Raw genomic sequence first — 16966 nt, 5'->3', positions numbered from 1 at the left:
CTGGTGCCTGCATTTGTACAGGCACCATACATAAAATTAAAGTCCGATCAATACAGCCATGATCCAGGCGGAACCATAATAAATCATAAATTGCACGCCCGAACCAACACCAAGAATCCGGTTAAACAATCCCCCGACAGCCGCAACGGTAAAGGTTACAAGTATCCCGGTAACCTGTCCCTCATAATAGGCAATCACACAAACAATAGCAATAAACATGCCAATAATAGCTTCCTGACTAATATATTTCATAATAAAAACTGTAGCCTTGCGTGAGTAATTCATGACAAAAGGATACGCGATTATTGCTCCGACAATCAGACCAATAGCCCCAAAAATAAAGAAGTCCCATGATGACATCAGATGGTGCAAATTATGGTCTACTGAAAATACTGGCGGTGCATTAAATAATGCGGCAGCTGGACCTAATGCCATCGGACTTAATGGGAGCCCAAAGGCAACTAATGGAATAATCGTTTCAGCAATATATGTAGACTCGGTAACACCATTCATAACCGAAACAGTTGTCGTCGAACGTTTATAAAGACCCTTAATTCGTGAACCGACAAGTTCCCCCATTAGGGCAGTCATTCCCGTTGGACTAAACGTAAAAGTAAATGATGTTATAAAAGATGAAAAGGAAGTGAACCATTTTTGCGGACTCGTTAAAATCCGCAGCGGGTTCGGAAAATAGCCAGACCACGATTTGATTTCCGGCGCAAGATTATATTTTTGCGGATGTTTCCGGACCACATCCTTCCTCGCGCTGGAGGATAAAGCTATTAATATATCAGAAAACATCGGCCCAATTGCAATACCTAAAAAGAAACTTATCGCCAAATTTTTTCCCAATACTTCAAAGCTTAATAGATTCAGACCCTGTATAAGCATAGCAAATGGAACAATTAGCAATACACTTACCCATTTACCTTTGGAAAAATAAGCAATAATTACTGCTGCTACAGCAAAAATGACGCCCGTATACTCCTTAAAAAACTCAGCAAATTGGCCAAGGAATTGCGCAAATAAAAGGGAAACCGGAAAAGAAATTAATGCGCCAATCAGTCCGCCTGATATCATTTTTCGCACTGCGATATGGGGAACTCCTAATTTCCTGAGTGTTTCTGTATAGTCAAGCAGCGGCACCATCATGGTATCTCCTGGAATCCCCATTAGAGCCGTTGGCGCAGCATGGGTCAGATGCTTCGAGATAACTGCTGCCATGAAAAATGAAAATACAGCAACAGGTGGTGCTCCAAGTAAAATAACCAACAAGGTGAATGGAACCATGGTAGCGGTTTCATCCGACCCGGAAATCAATCCGATTAGTGTAAACAGGACACCGCCAACAACTGCCAACAAGATTGAAATTACATAAATGTCCATTGTTTACTTCTCCTTTTCATCATGCGTAAAAATATCAGCAATTTGCAAGTCTTCCATTTCTTTTCTAGTGACTGGATCTTTCCTTATTACTTCATACTCTTCATCCAGGTCGACCTGTAAATCCTTCAATAGTTTATTAGCATCTTCTTTATTTGCCTGCGATTCCGTCAATATTCGCTTCGGACGAAATAAAATTGCAGAAAGTACTAGTGCAGCCACACACCCCGCAATGCCAAGAAGCAGTGAATAAGAATTGACCATTGTATCCTCAGCAACCAGCGGAAAAAATTGTTTCCCAATCAAGAAACCGCCTAATCCAAGAACGATGCTTATCAAAATAGAGTAAAGCACATGGGATGGTGAAACCGTATCCCCTAAAATTTCAACATAATAATCGGATTCCGATTCACTTGACTTCATTTCATCATTCACTCGTTACCCTCTCCCCTCTTCTGAGTTTATTATAGCAAGAATATGATCATAACGGACATCCTGATCCTGGACTGCACGCTCAACAATCGCATCGATATTGCTTTCATCGGCACCAGCCATTAACGCTAAACTTCGGGCATGCAGCGCCATATGCCCTTTTTGGATACCTTCTGTTGCTAACGCCTTTAATCCTCCAAAATTTTGGGCGAGACCCGTCGCCGCAATTATTCCGGCAAGTTCCTCTGCTGTTTTCACACCAAGAACTTTAAGGGCTAAATTTGCTACAGGGTTTGACTTAGTGCCACCGCCAACAATCCCCACAGCCATCGGAATTTCCATCGTGCCAACTAAATCCCCTTCATGATTTTTCTCCCAATGTGTCAGTGAGCGGTAACGCCCTGATCTTGCGGCATATGCATGTGCTCCAGCCTCAATCGCCCGTGTATCATTACCTGTAGCAAGAACAACGGCGGAAATCCCGTTCATAATTCCTTTATTATGTGTTGTAGCCCGGTAAGGATCAACATCAGCCAGTTTATATGCTTCTATAATATCATTGACTACCTTAGCCCCGCCAATTGTTTCCCGCTTAAACTCCCCGCGCACCCTGACCAGCCGTTTATCGGCAAGATTTGAAATAATCCTAAGGTTAACCCTGCCATGGGTGATGGATTCGATCAATGGAGCCACTGCTTCCGCCATCGTATTGACAGCATTAGCTCCCATCGCATCCCTGGTATCGACCAGCAGGTGTAAAACAATCATCGGACTTTCGCCTTCCTCAATGATATGAACCTCGATATCCTTCGCACCGCCGCCCAGCGAAACAAGTGTCGGGTCCTGCTCATTGCAAAGTTCCAGAATCCGTCCCTTGTTTTCATAGAGGCGGGCCATCTCACCATATGGATTTTGGATATTCGTCAGCTGGATTTGCCCGCGCATAATGGATCCAGTTGTAGTGGCAAAAAAACCACCCGTCTCATATGCCAGTTTGGCGGCATGACTTGCTGCTGCAATAACGGAAGGCTCCTCAGTAGCCATTGGGACAAAGGTTTCTTTATTGTTTACTTTGAAATTTGCCGCCACTCCTAGCGGGATCGGTATAAAACCAATCACGTTTTCAACCATTCTATTTGCCCTGGTAATCGATAATGGCGATAAGCCCATTAACACCTTTTTTTCATCCTCAGTTAAATTTGCTGTTTCTGCTATTAAATCCAAACGTTCTTCTGGTGAAAGGTTATAAAAACCCGGGATTCGTGTACCTGTCATGTTAATCATCCTTTGTTTTATTTTAGAAAATCTTAGCTGTGATCAAGTGTTTTTGAAACGAACTGTTATCCTGTCGCAGTACCATTTTCTTAGATTACTATTTTTTCATGCTTGCCTTATAAAAATAGTTAATACTCTTGCGCGGTCATTGTTTGCAGGAAGAAAAATATGAGGTTTCTCCCCCTTGAAGTAAGCGCTGTCATTCTTGTGCATAAGATGAATAGAATTATCATAGCTTAACCTGACTTTTCCTTCCAAAATATAAATAAATTCATTTTCTTTGTGATGGTATGGTTCAACCCTTTTTAGGCTGGGATCGATTGTAATGATGGTCGGTTCTATTGGACTAAACCGGGAAAAGTTAGCCAGCGTTTCAAAGGAGTACCCCATATCATCACGCTCGCTTACGACATCCCTTTTATCAGCCGGAACGATAACCAAGTCTTCCTCCTCATGCTGCTCGATAAACCAGGAAATTGGCAGTTCCAGATTATCTGCAATTTTCGACAGACTGGCAATCGCTACAGAGATGCGCCCATTCTCAATTTTTGATAAGAGGCTTTTGGTAAATCCGCACCGCTCCGATAATTCCTGCTGTGTCAACTGTTTGTTTAAACGTGCCTGACGCACCCGATTTCCAATTAATGAAAAGTCTATGAAATGCCCCTCCATTCTAGTTGGTTTCTTATTATTCAACATTGTTGAATTCTAATCTCGAATACCATATTAAAGGGTTAATAAATATCTGTCAATAATAAATAATCAAAAAATACAGATATAAATTTCTGCTTCTCTACTACTTGAAAATTTCTATAAAAAGCATATAATTGTAATAGGAAATATTCGGGGCATTAGTTCAGCTGGGAGAACGCTTGCATGGCATGCAAGAGGTCAGCGGTTCGAGCCCGCTATGCTCCATAACCAAATAAAAAACACGGTTTCCACTATTATTCGGGAAACCGTGTTTTTTGTTTTGCCCGAGTTCAGCAAATTAACTACTATATCATTAACAAATACTGAAAAAGAAAAACCTATTTTTTCACCAGTACTGTTCTATTAAATATAACCATCACTTTTCATTTTTCTTATACTTGCTGAATTTAAGCATACGATTAATAAAATCTTTGTCATAATCTCTGTAATTTTGATCATCTGCCCAGGCTCTGATTTCTTTATGCTCTGGATGATTATCATTGTGATAAATGTTGAGGAATTCATAATAGCCGGGGAGGCCGCCAACATCTTCTGGTGGTGCATTTTCCGCTCCATCAAGCAATGTTGGATAGCCATACGGATAATCTTCTGTAACTTCCTCTAGCGTTATCAAAAACTGCCAATCATCGCCAAAGTCATACGTATAATAGATAGAACCATATTTTTCAATGTACGTATCAATCTTGATCCCGGTCGGCTTTCGTATCACCGTTCTTAAGTTAGCTAGCTGTGCCTCTTGAGCTCCTGCAAATTCCGGGGGAACATCCTTCATCATTTTCTTCTCTATTTCCTTACGATTTTTCTTAAAATGCTGATGTTCCTGATAGGCTTGCTCATCATTCGTAACCCTAATATTGTCACCTGGTAAATCGAATGAAAAAAGATGATAATATACATCTGTATAATAACTTTGGAAATTAGTCACCGTTTGAATAATGCTATGTAGTCTATGAAACGTTGCTCCAGCTGGCATTATTACCCGCCGCCAAATTAAAGGTTCTGACCCAATTAATTCGATTTTGATTTGGTAGGCCTTCATATTGTCACTTCTTTCTTCCTGATTGGATGCTTATCTTATCATTCACCTTGGTACAGTATTCCCGTGAGTAGTGTAAACAAAACCCGGCGGCCATAATTGGACACCGGGCGTTCTTTCTTATTTCATCATCGCTAAAGACCCCATTGGATCCCATGGTTTAAGAGTAATTGGTTCCTGTTCCCAGGCTTTCCTCAACCCTTCGGAGAGATATTTTTTATGAACGACGACTTGGTATGTATAATCATTCATCCAATTATCACTCATCACGAAATATCCCTTATTTCCTACCTTTTCACCCCAGCTATTCTCGACCTTCCATCTATTCGGCTTGCCGTTCACAAGGTTGACTCCAGTCAGAACCATTGCATGTGTCAGCATGCCGTCGTGGTAGTCAAGGCGGTCCGCTTTTGACAGATGGATAGGAAATCCGAACGCATTCTCGTAATCATAGATGGATGAATCCATGATCCCGTCCTTGCGATTGGAATCCTGACCAACGTCACAGCCGAACCAGACACTTTCATTATCCTTAATCTGCTCGACAGCCAGTTCTTTTAACGTTTCCATATCCACGTTCAAATACTTGATCGGCGCGCCTCCAATCACATTGCCAAGCCGCTCGACCGTATACGTTTTACCATATGGTTTATCCGCTGTCGGAGCATTGATAATGCTCACATAATCATCCAGATTTAATCCCACGTATTTTTGATAAAATTCCTGTGGCGTAATTCCTTCTTCGCGGTGGAAGACGTTATCTTCATCCCGGAATTCAAAGTCAAATGTCTGTGGCGGTTCACCAAGCGCATAAACAAGAATCGTATAAATCTCGGACAGCATTGCTTCTTTGACCTCTTGCAAATCTGTTCCTTCTTTATGTAGCTCGCGTAGTTTACTAGCATCTTCCCGCAGCTTTGCGTCCAGCAGATTGTTTAGTTCACTAGATTTGCTGCTGTGAAAAGTCTCTGGCATTACTTGTTTTGGCACAATACCATACTTATCAATCAGTGAAACCAGCATATCCCATTGCCCACCGTCCTGCTGGGGCGTTGCTAAAATCCATGAAACCAGTCGGCCATCAAGCGGTTCATCAGCAGTCTCCAGGACATTTTCCAAGAAGTAATTCGCCTTTTCAAATTTATCCCAGAAGTTTGTATAATTCTGTGACAGCTCAAAGTCCTTCAGGTTGAAGATATCATTTAACCTGTGATTGAACGTATTTAGTGCAGCGAACATCCAGCAGCGTCCGCTTTGCTGTTGATTTGTCACTTTCCCAGTCTTAATTTCCTCGGAAAATACGTGATTCATTGCAACCGAAGATGCTTTGTTTTCAATCGATCCCTGAATTCCATTTTTCATCATGGCATGCTTGATAATCTGATTTTGAGGATTCTCCTGAATTTTATTGGAGAAGGATTTTACCATCTGTAAAGCTATTTCCTTCTGTGAAACTATTTCATTTGTCATCTGTATTCTCCCCTTTACTTTTTTACTCCTTTAATTGTATGCTTTATTTATGAGAATAACAAAGGTTCTGAATATAAAATTTAGCCTTAATTATTTTTCACTTCCTTCCATATCAATAATTTAATCGACTTCAACAAGATCTTCCCTATTTTAAATTGATCGGACAGAGACAACTCTTTTCAATCCAGCAACCCTTCTATGAAACAGGGTAGTAAACTATAATAGCTCCCCTAATCTTCTTTGAACAAATGAGGAGACTTCCGCGTTAAACGTTTCATATTCATCCACAAATATGTTATGGCTGCTTTTTTCAAAGATTACTAACTCACTGTCAGGAATTTTTTCTGCCATAAGCACGGAGTACTCTACTGGGCAAACCCAATCAAAGTGGCCCCCAGCAACTAATGTAGGGCATGTAATTTCACTTAATTGATCAACGAAGTCAAATGTTGCTATGAACTCTTGTCCTGCATTTGCTACTGACCAATTAAAAGTCGACCTTTCTTTCGCGATTGCCTTTTTTTCTTCTTCTGTTTTCACTTTTCCTCTCGATGAATAAGAATAAAGCGAATCCATCACAACCCAATATTCCGCCATTTCTTTTTCGGTCTTAATAGCTCCCTCAAACATTAGCTTGGCATATTTTTTCTGCTCCTCTGTCCCGTTTTCCTCTAATTTCTGTTGTGCCAGTTCCGCAAAGTGATGGCTTGGTGTTGTAGCGATAAGGAAAAGCCCGGATACGCTGTCAGGGTATCGGAGTGCATAACTTTGAGCAAGCATCCCTCCATAAGAATGTCCAAATAAGATAATCTTTTCCAGACCTAAATATAATCGAAGTGCTTCCAAATCTTCAACGTTATTTTCAACTGTGTAAGTCGATGTCGGTCCCCGGTCGGATAGACCACACCCGCGCTGATCAATATATACCAACTGCATATATTTGGACAATGGTGTAAGAAATGATTGAAATATTGTATGTTCACCTCCAGGTCCTCCATGAAGGATAAAGCAAACAGGCTTTTTCCTCCATGCCTCTCCGTCATACACCTGTTCTCTCCCTTCCACGTCAAAGTAAATACGCGTGCCATTAATTTTTGCGAACATATCATAACCCCCTTGATAATTTAATGTTTACTCTTATCTATGATAACATTTCCATAGCCCGGTGATTATTTATCCCCCTACCGAATACCTGGGATTTTTACTTCCCAATTAAAACCTGTTTATTTATTAGCCCCTAATTCAATCCCCTTATAAAAGTTTTATTAAGGCATAAATTAAAATTATATGTTATTCTATTGTGTAGGAATTGTAATAAATTTTATTCTTGCTTTTTATACACGCTGGTGTAGCACAGGTGGTAGTGCACTTCACTCGTAATGAAGGGGTCGGGGGTTCGAATCCTCTCACCAGCACCATTACTGTTAAAATACTATTTACGTACATATGTATTTTGATGTCTATTTCCTTATTAGGAGATAGTCTTTTTTGTTGAACACAAAAAGCCAGCAGACGCTAATTAAGCTGAATCTGCTGGCTTTATTCTTTTTCATTACTGGTAATCCACAATTGCTGGCGCTGGATCAAGCTTCAACACCTGTTTTGGGGTAAGCAATGGTTTATCATTTTCATAAAATAATTTAAATCCGCCGTATTGAATCGGCTGCTGACGAACCAGTTTACCGTAGGCACTCATCTTAATTGCCGCGTCACCAAAACCATCATAGTTTAAAGCTACTTCAACATTGCTAGTAGGTTTTATTTTATCTTTATTGGTGACGATGCCATTGCCGAATTGGTGGACAACCACTAATTTATCTGGCAGATTATTTTTCTCAACGATTTCATCAACACGCTCAACCGCTTTCTGGATACTTGATCCGTCCACATGGCCAAGATTCACTCCGGGAACTTCGCCTTCCTCGACACTGTATTCGGTATCAATGGCCAAATGTACATATGGCAATTTCAAATAAGGTTCGACTTTCTTCAAGCCTTCCATCACAGTGGCCTGTCCGAGTTGGATGTCCAGGAGCAATAATGCATTATTTTCTTTTGCAAGTTGTGCATATTGGTCGATTACCTCTTTCGACGGCCCGGAAATATATAAGCCTTCAGGTCCTGGCTTACGCTGTGCTACCGTTGCGATTAACTCAATCGTCGGTACGGCAGGGCGTTCGGGATCGAGTTTAGAATATGCTGCAGCCTGCTCCTTCAGCTTTTCCATCATTACTTCAGGAGGATATTCTCCGAGAATCCCCATATTTTCAGACTTCGGTGTTCCATAGAAAGCTACTAATCTATTATTTTTCAAGGGTCCGTCGGTCAGATCCTTTTTTCCTTTCAATAGTGTCTCGCCGAGCGGCACTGTTCTTGTGGGATCGGCCCCATGTGCTTCAGCAGCAGGCATGTTCTTTTTTACTTCCGGTGAATACTTTTCCTTCAGTGGTTTCGTATCTTTAGGTGGTTCAATTGGTTTATACGTTGGTTCTGCAGGTTTCTCTTTTTTCTCCTCCTTCTCCTTCTTGTCCTGCTTGTCCTCTCCCTTATTACTGTCTTCCGATGTATGATCTTTGGCGGAATTGTCATCCTGCTTTTGACCCTCATTGGTGGAGTTCGTAGCTTCACTGCATGCTGCAAGCACCGTGATACTAATGATGATTGACAGGATGATCACACGTTTTAACACTGCTTTTCACTTCCTTTAACTTACTTTTTATGTAATAGATTTCCTGTTCCCTAGGTGGGCAATTTTCAAACACATCCCTATTAAATTGAAAAGACTATCAATCCATTAAATTACATGCACCAATTAATTTCTTCATGTCCAATTTCTTTTAACAGTTTATTAGTTTTGGAGAAAGGCTTACTGCCAAAAAAGCCGCGATGTGCGGATAGCGGACTTGGATGCGGTGCCTTAATTACATAATGTTTGGCTGTATCAATTAGTACTTGCTTGTTTTGTGCGGCGCGTCCCCATAATATGTAGACTACTGGTGTTTCCTTTTCATTTAATGCAGTAATCACGCGATCGGTGAATTTCTCCCATCCCATTCCCTGATGCGAGTGGACCTGTCCTTCCCTTACAGTCAGCACGGTATTCAGCAATAACACTCCCTGTTTTGTCCAATTAGCTAGGTAGCCATCTTTAGGCATGGAACAGCCAATGTCATCCTTCATTTCCTTAAAAATATTCCTGAGCGATGGCGGCACAGCAACGCCCGGGTTCACAGAAAAGCTCAGTCCATGCGCCTGACCCGGTCCATGATATGGATCCTGCCCAAGAATAACCACCTTCACATGATGAAAAGGGGTAAAGTGCAGTGCATTAAAAATGTCATCCATCTTGGGATGTACAGTCTGCTCCCGGTCCAGATATTCATCTTTCAAAAAAGAACGCAAGTCCAAATAATATGGTTTCTTAAATTCATCACCCAATAACAATTTCCAATCATTCGCCAAAATCTCCTGCACCATCAACAACACCTCCTTCCTAGTTTGGTGGGACGCGGGGACAGGCACCTTGTCCCTCCCTGAGTTTGGGCCTTCTTACTTGATCTCAGAGGGGACAAGGCGCCTGTAAACTTTCCCACCTCCACCGAGTTTACCGCTCTTTCTTCTGTCTAGTCAATGATAGTTCAAAGATTAAAAAGGCTGCTAGTGCTAATGGCATGGATCTCATGCACAGAAGCACTAACAGCATAATCTTACAAAACTCAACCAGTATCGCTTGAATCCTAGACCAGGGACAAGGGACCTGTCCCTATGTCCCTACGATGCTATATCGTGTGGGATGGAGTCTAGGCGTTTTTTATTTGTTGCGATAAAGTAGATGATGACTGCCCAGATAATGACGGCGATGATTGATCCGATGTTGAATATTCCTTTATCGGCTGTCCACATGATGGAGTAGCCGATGGAACCGAGCAACAGTGCGTAATAGAAAAATGGGAGCAGTGTTTTACGGATTACGTGCCCCTCTTTTCCAACAAGGCCAACTACTGCTGATGCAGCAACAACGTTATGCACGCAGATCATGTTGCCAGCAGCGCCACCGACCGCCTGCAATGCAACCATCCAGGTCGGGTCAGCTCCGATACGCTCACCCACACCGAATTGGAACAGGGAGAACATCATATTACTGACTGTGTTACTGCCAGCTACAAAGGCACCAAGTCCACCGATGAACGTCGCAAAAAATGGATACAGCGAGCCCGCCATATTTGCTACACCATCTGCCAGCACCAGCGGCATTTTTTCATATCCAGAAGCACCTCCACCGGAGTTAAGAAATACTTGTACCATGGGGACGGTGAAGACCAGCGCTGAACCTGCAGCAATCATGGTTTTACCAGAATCCTTCCAAGCACGGGCATACTCAGATCCTTTCATTCCGTGCATATAGTACGTGATTAGGGAAACGACGACAAAAATAAAACCTGGTGAAAAAAGGATTTCCCAGCTGGAGGAGATTTCCGTTCCAAAAATATGCGGAATCGTAATCTTGCCAGCCTTTAGCCAGTCACCAACAACGGTTAACCTGGAAATAAGCAGCAGAACAGCAATTAATACATATGGAGCCCACGCGCGCATCATGCTGATTTTGCCTGCATAAATATCGCTTTGTTTCAGTTCAACTCGTCCAGTCCATGTTGGATCCCAGCGGTCTTTGGCTTCAAAATCCCAAATGTCATCCTCTTTTGGCATGAGAAATCCTTTTTTCGCTGCTGGAATAACAATTGCCAGCCCAACCAAACCACCTATCATGGAAGGAAACTCGGGCCCCAATGTATTGGCAACGATCATATATGGAATCGTCATGGCAAGCGAAGCAAAAATTGCGAATTTCCATACTTTCAGCCCTTCACTGAATGACTTATTTTTGCCAAAAAATCGGGTTAAAATGGCGACTAAAAATAATGGGATTAACAGTCCTGCAATGGCATGCAGCACAGCTACTTTCCCAGCAACACCAAATACGAAACCGGAAACATCGGTGATTTGGCTGAGCGGCTCAACCCCTGTTCCTACCCCGACAACCATCGGTGTACCTACTGCCCCAAATGATACCGGAGTACTTTGGATAATCATACCGCATACCACCGCTGCCATCGCCGGAAACCCAAGTCCAACTAGGAGCGGCACAGCCACAGCCGCTGGTGTACCAAATCCGGCTGACCCTTCAATAAAGGATCCGAAAAGCCAGGCGATAATAATCACTTGAATTCGGCGGTCTGGTGTAATATCCGTAAAACCCCGCCTGATGGTGTGAAGACCACCGCTTTCCTGAAGTGTGTTCAGGAGCAAAATTGCGCCAAAGATAATAAATAAGAGCGTGACGGCAACAATCAGACCATGAACAGATGCTGCTGCGACTTTCGGAAAGGCTACATCCCAAACAAACAGTGCCAGTAGAACTGCGACGATGTACGAGAGCGGCATTGCCTTACTTGCTGGCCATTTGAGTCCGACTAGAAATACTGCAACAACAATAATCGGAAGCAGGGCCAGAATAGCTAATGTTCCATTCCCCATTTTCTTTCCCCCTTGTAAATTAATATATTAAATAACAATGGCGCTTCCATTCTGCCCAAAGAAGAAACGCCGTTGTTATGCAATATTAATCGCCCCTTTTTTTGATACAAATTCTGTTACGTCAGCTGCGGTGCCCAGCAACGGCACTTTTCTGGTAAGATACAACCGGATTAGGCAATTCACCAATCCCAGCGATTTTGCAATTAATTTCGGCACCGTCCTTCATCATTTCAGCGCCTAGCGGACTGCCAGTCAGGATCACATCGCCTGCTTCCAGTGTCATGACACTTGACAGGTAGGCAATCATTTTTCGCATGGAAAAAATCATAAGTGCTGTCTGGCTGTCTTGCTTTTTCTCTCCGTTTAAGTAGGCCTCAACATTGACCTCATCGGGATTGAGTTCGGTTTCGATATATGGGCCAAGTGGCGTGAACGTGTCAAATGACTTCCCTACCATCCAGTGGCCATCCTCATGAAAAAGTTGTGGCGCGGTAACGTCATTAGCCACTGTATAGCCAAATATATGAGACGTTACGTCATCCTTGGATAGGTTGCTTGCTCGTTTTCCCATCACCACGGCAAGCTCCGCCTCGAATTTCACTTCTTTAATCTGATCTGGGATTACAATGGGCGCTCCGCTTCCGATAACTGATGAAACTGGTTTGTAGAAAAATACCGGAATCGCGGGCAATTTTGACGGTAAATCGGCTGTTTTACCGACATAGTTAGCCCCAATCCCAATCACATGTCGTGGCGTAAGCGGCGCCAACAGTTCAATCTCGTCAATAGCATGTATTAATTCTGTATGCTCAAAGTCAGAAAATATGTCACCATTAATTTGCTGAATCCCATTCTCCGTGACAACTCCCTGCAAAATAGCTTCACCTTTTTTAAATCTAGCAAATTTCATTTATTATTCATCTCCTTTTGGGACAGAGGGACAGGCTCCTTGTCCCACGATTTCACCGGGACGCGGGACCTGTCCCTATGTCCCTTTCACTGGGACAAGGTCTTTGTCCCTTATCTCGACGCAGCGGCCGGGGGTTGGGAACAGTTTTCCTGGATTTAATAGATCCTCGGGATTAAAGACGGCACGGATATCTGTTTGGGCGGCCATTTCTTGCTCACTGAAAATGAACCGCATTTCGGCTGACTTTTCAATTCCGACACCGTGTTCGCCAGTGATTGAGCCACCGGCGTCGGCACACGCCTTTAAGCATTCCGATCCCGCCTTAGAAGCACGCTCACTTTCACCGGGAATCGTCGCATCAAATAAAATTAACGGGTGCAGATTTCCATCTCCGGCATGGAAAATATTCGCGATACGAAGCTCATATTTCGCACTAATCGCGGCAATATTGGCGAGCACCTCAGGCAGGCGTGTTCTTGGAATAACACCATCCTGAACTAGATAATCGGGAGAGATGGCTCCCATTGCACCAAAACCCATCTTACGGTTCGCCCACCAGAGTGCCCGCTCCGCTTCATCTTTTGCCACTTTCACCTCGCGGACATGGTTATTTTTACAAACGGTAAGAATCTCATTGATTTGGTCATCAATTCCAGCTTCAATTCCGTCAACTTCAATCAGTAAAAAAGCAGCAATATCGCGCGGATGCCCAACTGGATAAGCAGCTGATTCCACCCCTTCGATGGCGATTGCATCCATCATTTCCAGTGCTGCCGGAATAATACCAGCTGAAATAATTTCTGAGACGGCCTGGCTAGCATCCTGGATATCGTCATAATAGGCGAGAACCGTTTTCTTCGCTTGCGGATTTTTTAAAACCTTCACGATAATTTTGGTCACGATGCCAAGTGTGCCCTCTGAACCAGTCAAAATGCCAAGCAAATCATAGCCTGGCTGATCCGGAATTCCATCTTTGCTGATTTCAATGATTTCACCGCTCGGAAGAACAACCTCAAGTCCAAGAATATGATTCGTCGTAACACCATATTTCAAACAGTGCGCACCGCCTGCATTCTCGGCAACATTACCGCCGATTGTACAGGCGTACTGACTGGAAGGATCCGGTGCGTAATAATACCCTTTATCTGAAATGGATTGGGTCAGCTTTAGATTGACGTAGCCCGGTTCAACGACTGCCTTTCTATTTTCCAGGTCAATGTGCAGCATTTTCTTCATTCGGACCAGACTAATGATTACTTCACCGCCGAACGGAGTCGCACCCCCGCTTAAGCCTGTTCCTGCCCCGCGCGCAATATAGGGAACTTTTTCTTTATTTAATCTCTTCACAATGTCAGACACCTGTTCCGCATTTTTTACAAAAACGACCGCTCGTGGCATTCCTTTTGACATCGTGTATCCATCACACTCATATGCAACGAGATCCTCTTTCAAATATAGGACTTGACTTGCACCAGCAATAGCGATTAACTGCTGGACAACTGCATCAGGCTTCTGTTTTTCACGACTTTTTCCAAACAAGCCCCTCACTCCTTTTTAGTGCGATTCCACGACTTTTCCTGCTTCTTTTTTCTCCTTTTCGTAGGCCATATCAAGCAGCTGAACAGTATGAACAACTTTTTCGCTTCTGCCATGTTTTTCAATACCCATCGCAATCTGAAGCATGCAGCCAGGGTTTCCCATTGAAATCATTTCCACGTTGTCCGGAACATCATCTATCTTGCGGTCAAGGAGCGCCCCTGCCATCTCAGGATGGGTAAGATTGTAGATTCCAGCACTGCCGCAGCATCTGTCAGCATCAGGCAAATCGACCATTTCGACGCCCGGGATTTCTTTTAAAAGCTGGCGCGGTTCAAAGCGGATTCCTTGCCCGTGCGCAAGATGACACGCATCATGATAGGTCACCTTTGTCTTCACTTCTGCCTCTGGACGCTTGAAATCATGGTCATACAGGAACTTGGAAACGTCCTCTACTTTCGCCGAAAACTCCTCCGCCAGCGGCAGCATTTCCGGATCATTTCTAAAAAGTTCAGGGTATTCTTGCAGTGCACAGCCACAGCCAGCGGCATTAACCAGCACTTTATCGTAATCTTTAAAGGCTTCGATATTTTGTTTAGCAAGTATTTTTCCCGTATCGCGTTCGCCCGCGTGAATATGCAGCGCGCCACAGCAGCCCTGTTGTTTCGGTAGGCCAACTTCAAATCCGTTATGTGTCAGCACACGAATGGTCGCTTCATTCACATCACTGAACATGACATCCATGACGCAGCCGGTCAGCATGGCAACCCGTTGTTTCGTTTCCCCTTCAGCAGGAATAATTTCCGGATACCTGCCAAGTACAGGCTTTCCGACCTCAGGCAGAATTGATTCCATCTCTTTCAAATGCGCCGGCATCACGTTTAGTAAGCCAGTTTTTCGTACCGCACGCTGCATCCCGCTCTTTCGGTAAAACCTTGTTAACCCACCAAGTATATTCAAGCGGTTATGATATGGAAAAACTCCCTTCAGCACAGTCTTGCTAAGGGCACCCTTGAATCCAGTTAACGGCATTGCCTGGCGGATTTGTCCACGGGCTTCCTCAATCAGACCGCCAACTTGAACATCTGCCGGGCATGCTGTTTCACAGGCACGGCAATCCAGACAGTCAAAGATTGGCTTGGCAAAAGCTTCATTCACATCAATTTTTCCTTCTGCAACAGCTTTAATTAAATACACCCGCCCCCTCGGTGATTGATGCTCTTCTCCAGTTTCCTGGTAGGTTGGACAGGCCTCAAGGCACATGCCGCAGTGAACACAGTCGGCCCATTTATCTTTATCGGGAAGGTCATCCCATAAATAGTTTCCAAGACGCTTCGTTTGGCAGGCTAGCCCGCCTTCAGCATTGTTCAACATATCTGCTAATCGATGCTCATCCGTGCTCATTTTAGATACCTCCTACAAAACGCTGGCGGTTCAGGATTCTCTTTGGGTCATTCGTTTGCTTAATTCCTTCAAATAATGAAAAATAACTTGGTTTCTCTCCCCAAACGCCAACTGTGTCCCGTAATGAAAACGGCAAATGTGTACATATGACATACCCATGTTTTGCTTCCACCTTTGAACGCAGTGCTTTACAGTACGATGCAATGTCTTCTGGAAAACCCTTTACATAAACTCTCGAAATGCCATGACCAAGGCCGCCATGCGCTTCTACCGCAACATGATGTTGGTTTACAAGCGACTCTGCAGCCTCCAGGTTGGCAGGAATATCGAGATTATTGCTGCCTATTTTCAGTGCTGCTTGTGTGTCTGCATCGTTTGTTTGGTCATTATGGCCATTCGGTCCGACACGACGAAATTTTTCCCACCATTGCTGTGCCTCTTCTTCGTGCAGCTCGAAATGCTTGACGCCACTCGGCAGCTGGTTTGTTATCCAGTTTTCCTGATCAAGGACGGCCTTTTCCCGGTCTTCAAAAGCAATCGCAAGGGTATAAAAACGGTTGCCGGTCATTTTTTCAGCGATAGACGGGTTTAGCAGTTCAAGTGAGACTGGTTCCATCATCGAATCAAGAATGCTTACCGAAAAATCACGGATATCCTGCATACTGCCTCCTTTGAACTGTAAAAGCGACAGCCCCTCATATTTCGGTAATGGCCGTAACTTAATCGTGATTTCGCTAATCACACCAAGCGTTCCCATCGCACCGATAAACAGCTTATTCATGTCATAACCGGCCACATTTTTCACCACTTTACCGCCTGTTCGGATAACTTTACCGTCAGCATATACGACCCTCATGCCGATTACCAAGTCTCTGGCGGATCCGTAAAGCAGCCGTTTCGCGCCGCTGTCATTCGCGGAAACAATACCGCCGATCGTGGCCTTTTCCGGCCAGTGTGTATCAAGTGCTACACACTGCCCATGTTTAGCCAGTTCATCCGAAATTTCCTTTAACGTTGATCCGGGTCTAACCGTCAATGTCAGGTCACCAACAGAATGCTCCACAATCCCCGTGTAGTTCGCGAGTGATAACAAAATATCCGCTTCCTCCAGTGTCCCGCCATACCCCCGCTTCGTTCCACCCGAAACAATATTTACCGTTTTGTCATGTTCATTTGCATCGACGAGCACCTCCCGAATATCATCCTCAGAAAAAGCCTCCACAAACTGCATCCCACCATTACCAAGCAAATGCCCCACACCAATATCCAAA

General features: G+C 43.8%; 14 protein-coding genes and 2 tRNA genes. 2 read left to right on the top strand and 14 right to left on the bottom strand.

Annotated elements, in window-relative coordinates:
* Positions 1 to 36 precede the first annotated feature (36 nt).
* The 4 genes from CFK37_RS10090 to CFK37_RS10075 form a co-directional block, all read right to left on the bottom strand.
* Positions 37 to 1386: a tripartite tricarboxylate transporter permease gene (locus tag CFK37_RS10090; protein WP_089061733.1), complete on the bottom strand. Its 1350-nt coding sequence runs from the start codon at positions 1384 to 1386 to the stop codon at positions 37 to 39.
* A 3-nt stretch (positions 1387 to 1389) separates the two neighbouring features.
* Complete coding sequence (locus tag CFK37_RS10085) at positions 1390 to 1818, bottom strand: hypothetical protein (protein ID WP_089061732.1); 429 nt, start codon at positions 1816 to 1818, stop codon at positions 1390 to 1392.
* A gap of 3 nt (positions 1819 to 1821) precedes the next feature.
* A complete protein-coding gene (locus tag CFK37_RS10080; RefSeq protein WP_089061731.1) occupies positions 1822 to 3090 on the bottom strand; it encodes a hydroxymethylglutaryl-CoA reductase, degradative in 1269 nt (422 codons plus the stop codon).
* A gap of 105 nt (positions 3091 to 3195) precedes the next feature.
* Positions 3196 to 3789 carry a helix-turn-helix domain-containing protein gene (locus tag CFK37_RS10075; protein ID WP_245837198.1) on the bottom strand — a complete coding sequence of 198 codons (594 nt, stop codon included), beginning with the start codon at positions 3787 to 3789 and terminating at the stop codon, positions 3196 to 3198.
* Between the two features lie 146 nt (positions 3790 to 3935).
* Here CFK37_RS10075 and CFK37_RS10070 point away from each other — a divergent pair.
* Positions 3936 to 4008: transfer RNA gene (locus CFK37_RS10070), tRNA-Ala, on the top strand.
* A 151-nt stretch (positions 4009 to 4159) separates the two neighbouring features.
* Here the strand turns inward: CFK37_RS10070 and CFK37_RS10065 are convergent.
* The 3 genes from CFK37_RS10065 to CFK37_RS10055 form a co-directional block, all read right to left on the bottom strand.
* The gene (locus tag CFK37_RS10065; RefSeq protein ID WP_089061729.1) at positions 4160 to 4843 is read right to left on the bottom strand and encodes a plasmid pRiA4b ORF-3 family protein; all 684 of its coding nucleotides are present in this window, start codon (positions 4841 to 4843) and stop codon (positions 4160 to 4162) included.
* A 117-nt stretch (positions 4844 to 4960) separates the two neighbouring features.
* Positions 4961 to 6310, bottom strand: a complete 1350-nt coding sequence (locus tag CFK37_RS10060; protein WP_089061728.1) for a C1 family peptidase — start codon at positions 6308 to 6310, stop codon at positions 4961 to 4963.
* A 216-nt stretch (positions 6311 to 6526) separates the two neighbouring features.
* Positions 6527 to 7414, bottom strand: coding sequence for an alpha/beta fold hydrolase (locus CFK37_RS10055; protein WP_089061727.1), 888 nt, complete (start codon positions 7412 to 7414; stop codon positions 6527 to 6529).
* Positions 7415 to 7652: 238 nt separating this feature from the next.
* Here CFK37_RS10055 and CFK37_RS10050 point away from each other — a divergent pair.
* Positions 7653 to 7728, top strand: a tRNA-Thr gene (locus CFK37_RS10050).
* 134 nt (positions 7729 to 7862) lie between these two features.
* On the opposite strand, the gene CFK37_RS10045 is transcribed toward CFK37_RS10050, so the two are convergent.
* The 7 genes from CFK37_RS10045 to CFK37_RS10015 form a co-directional block, all read right to left on the bottom strand.
* Entirely contained in the window at positions 7863 to 8999 is a 1137-nt protein-coding gene (locus tag CFK37_RS10045) for a hypothetical protein (protein ID WP_089061726.1), read from the bottom strand.
* Between the two features lie 110 nt (positions 9000 to 9109).
* Entirely contained in the window at positions 9110 to 9787 is a 678-nt protein-coding gene (locus CFK37_RS10040; protein ID WP_089061725.1) for a uracil-DNA glycosylase, read from the bottom strand.
* A 294-nt stretch (positions 9788 to 10081) separates the two neighbouring features.
* Positions 10082 to 11845 (bottom strand): L-lactate permease, encoded by a 1764-nt coding sequence (locus tag CFK37_RS10035; RefSeq protein WP_089061724.1) that lies wholly within the window; start codon positions 11843 to 11845, stop codon positions 10082 to 10084.
* Positions 11846 to 11966: 121 nt separating this feature from the next.
* A complete protein-coding gene (locus CFK37_RS10030) occupies positions 11967 to 12755 on the bottom strand; it encodes a fumarylacetoacetate hydrolase family protein (protein ID WP_089061723.1) in 789 nt (262 codons plus the stop codon).
* Positions 12756 to 12830: 75 nt separating this feature from the next.
* A complete protein-coding gene (locus CFK37_RS10025) occupies positions 12831 to 14240 on the bottom strand; it encodes an FAD-linked oxidase C-terminal domain-containing protein (RefSeq protein ID WP_245837381.1) in 1410 nt (469 codons plus the stop codon).
* Positions 14241 to 14309: 69 nt separating this feature from the next.
* Positions 14310 to 15695 (bottom strand): (Fe-S)-binding protein, encoded by a 1386-nt coding sequence (locus CFK37_RS10020; protein WP_425445340.1) that lies wholly within the window; start codon positions 15693 to 15695, stop codon positions 14310 to 14312.
* 1 nt (position 15696) lies between these two features.
* Positions 15697 to 16965, bottom strand: a complete 1269-nt coding sequence (locus tag CFK37_RS10015; protein WP_245837197.1) for an FAD-binding oxidoreductase — start codon at positions 16963 to 16965, stop codon at positions 15697 to 15699.
* Between the last annotated feature and the right edge of the window lies 1 nt (position 16966).

The sequence above is a fragment of the Virgibacillus phasianinus genome (assembly GCF_002216775.1).
Lineage (GTDB): Bacteria > Bacillota > Bacilli > Bacillales > Amphibacillaceae > Virgibacillus_F > Virgibacillus_F phasianinus.
Note: the sequence above shows the minus strand (reverse complement) of the source record. Positions and strands in the feature narration are given on the sequence as shown.

Bases quoted from the DNA above. Each gene is read 5' to 3' on its own strand.
- CFK37_RS10060 (WP_089061728.1), bottom strand. From the start codon at position 6,310: ATGACAAATGAAATAGTTTCACAGAAGGAAATAGCTTTACAGATGGTA.
- CFK37_RS10030 (WP_089061723.1), bottom strand. From the start codon at position 12,755: ATGAAATTTGCTAGATTTAAAAAAGGTGAAGCTATTTTGCAGGGAGTT.
- CFK37_RS10035 (WP_089061724.1), bottom strand. From the start codon at position 11,845: ATGGGGAATGGAACATTAGCTATTCTGGCCCTGCTTCCGATTATTGTT.
- CFK37_RS10055 (WP_089061727.1), bottom strand. From the start codon at position 7,414: ATGTTCGCAAAAATTAATGGCACGCGTATTTACTTTGACGTGGAAGGG.
- CFK37_RS10090 (WP_089061733.1), bottom strand. From the start codon at position 1,386: ATGGACATTTATGTAATTTCAATCTTGTTGGCAGTTGTTGGCGGTGTC.
- CFK37_RS10065 (WP_089061729.1), bottom strand. From the start codon at position 4,843: ATGAAGGCCTACCAAATCAAAATCGAATTAATTGGGTCAGAACCTTTA.
- CFK37_RS10075 (WP_245837198.1), bottom strand. From the start codon at position 3,789: ATGTTGAATAATAAGAAACCAACTAGAATGGAGGGGCATTTCATAGAC.
- CFK37_RS10080 (WP_089061731.1), bottom strand. From the start codon at position 3,090: ATGACAGGTACACGAATCCCGGGTTTTTATAACCTTTCACCAGAAGAA.
- CFK37_RS10040 (WP_089061725.1), bottom strand. From the start codon at position 9,787: ATGGTGCAGGAGATTTTGGCGAATGATTGGAAATTGTTATTGGGTGAT.
- CFK37_RS10020 (WP_425445340.1), bottom strand. From the start codon at position 15,695: ATGAGCACGGATGAGCATCGATTAGCAGATATGTTGAACAATGCTGAA.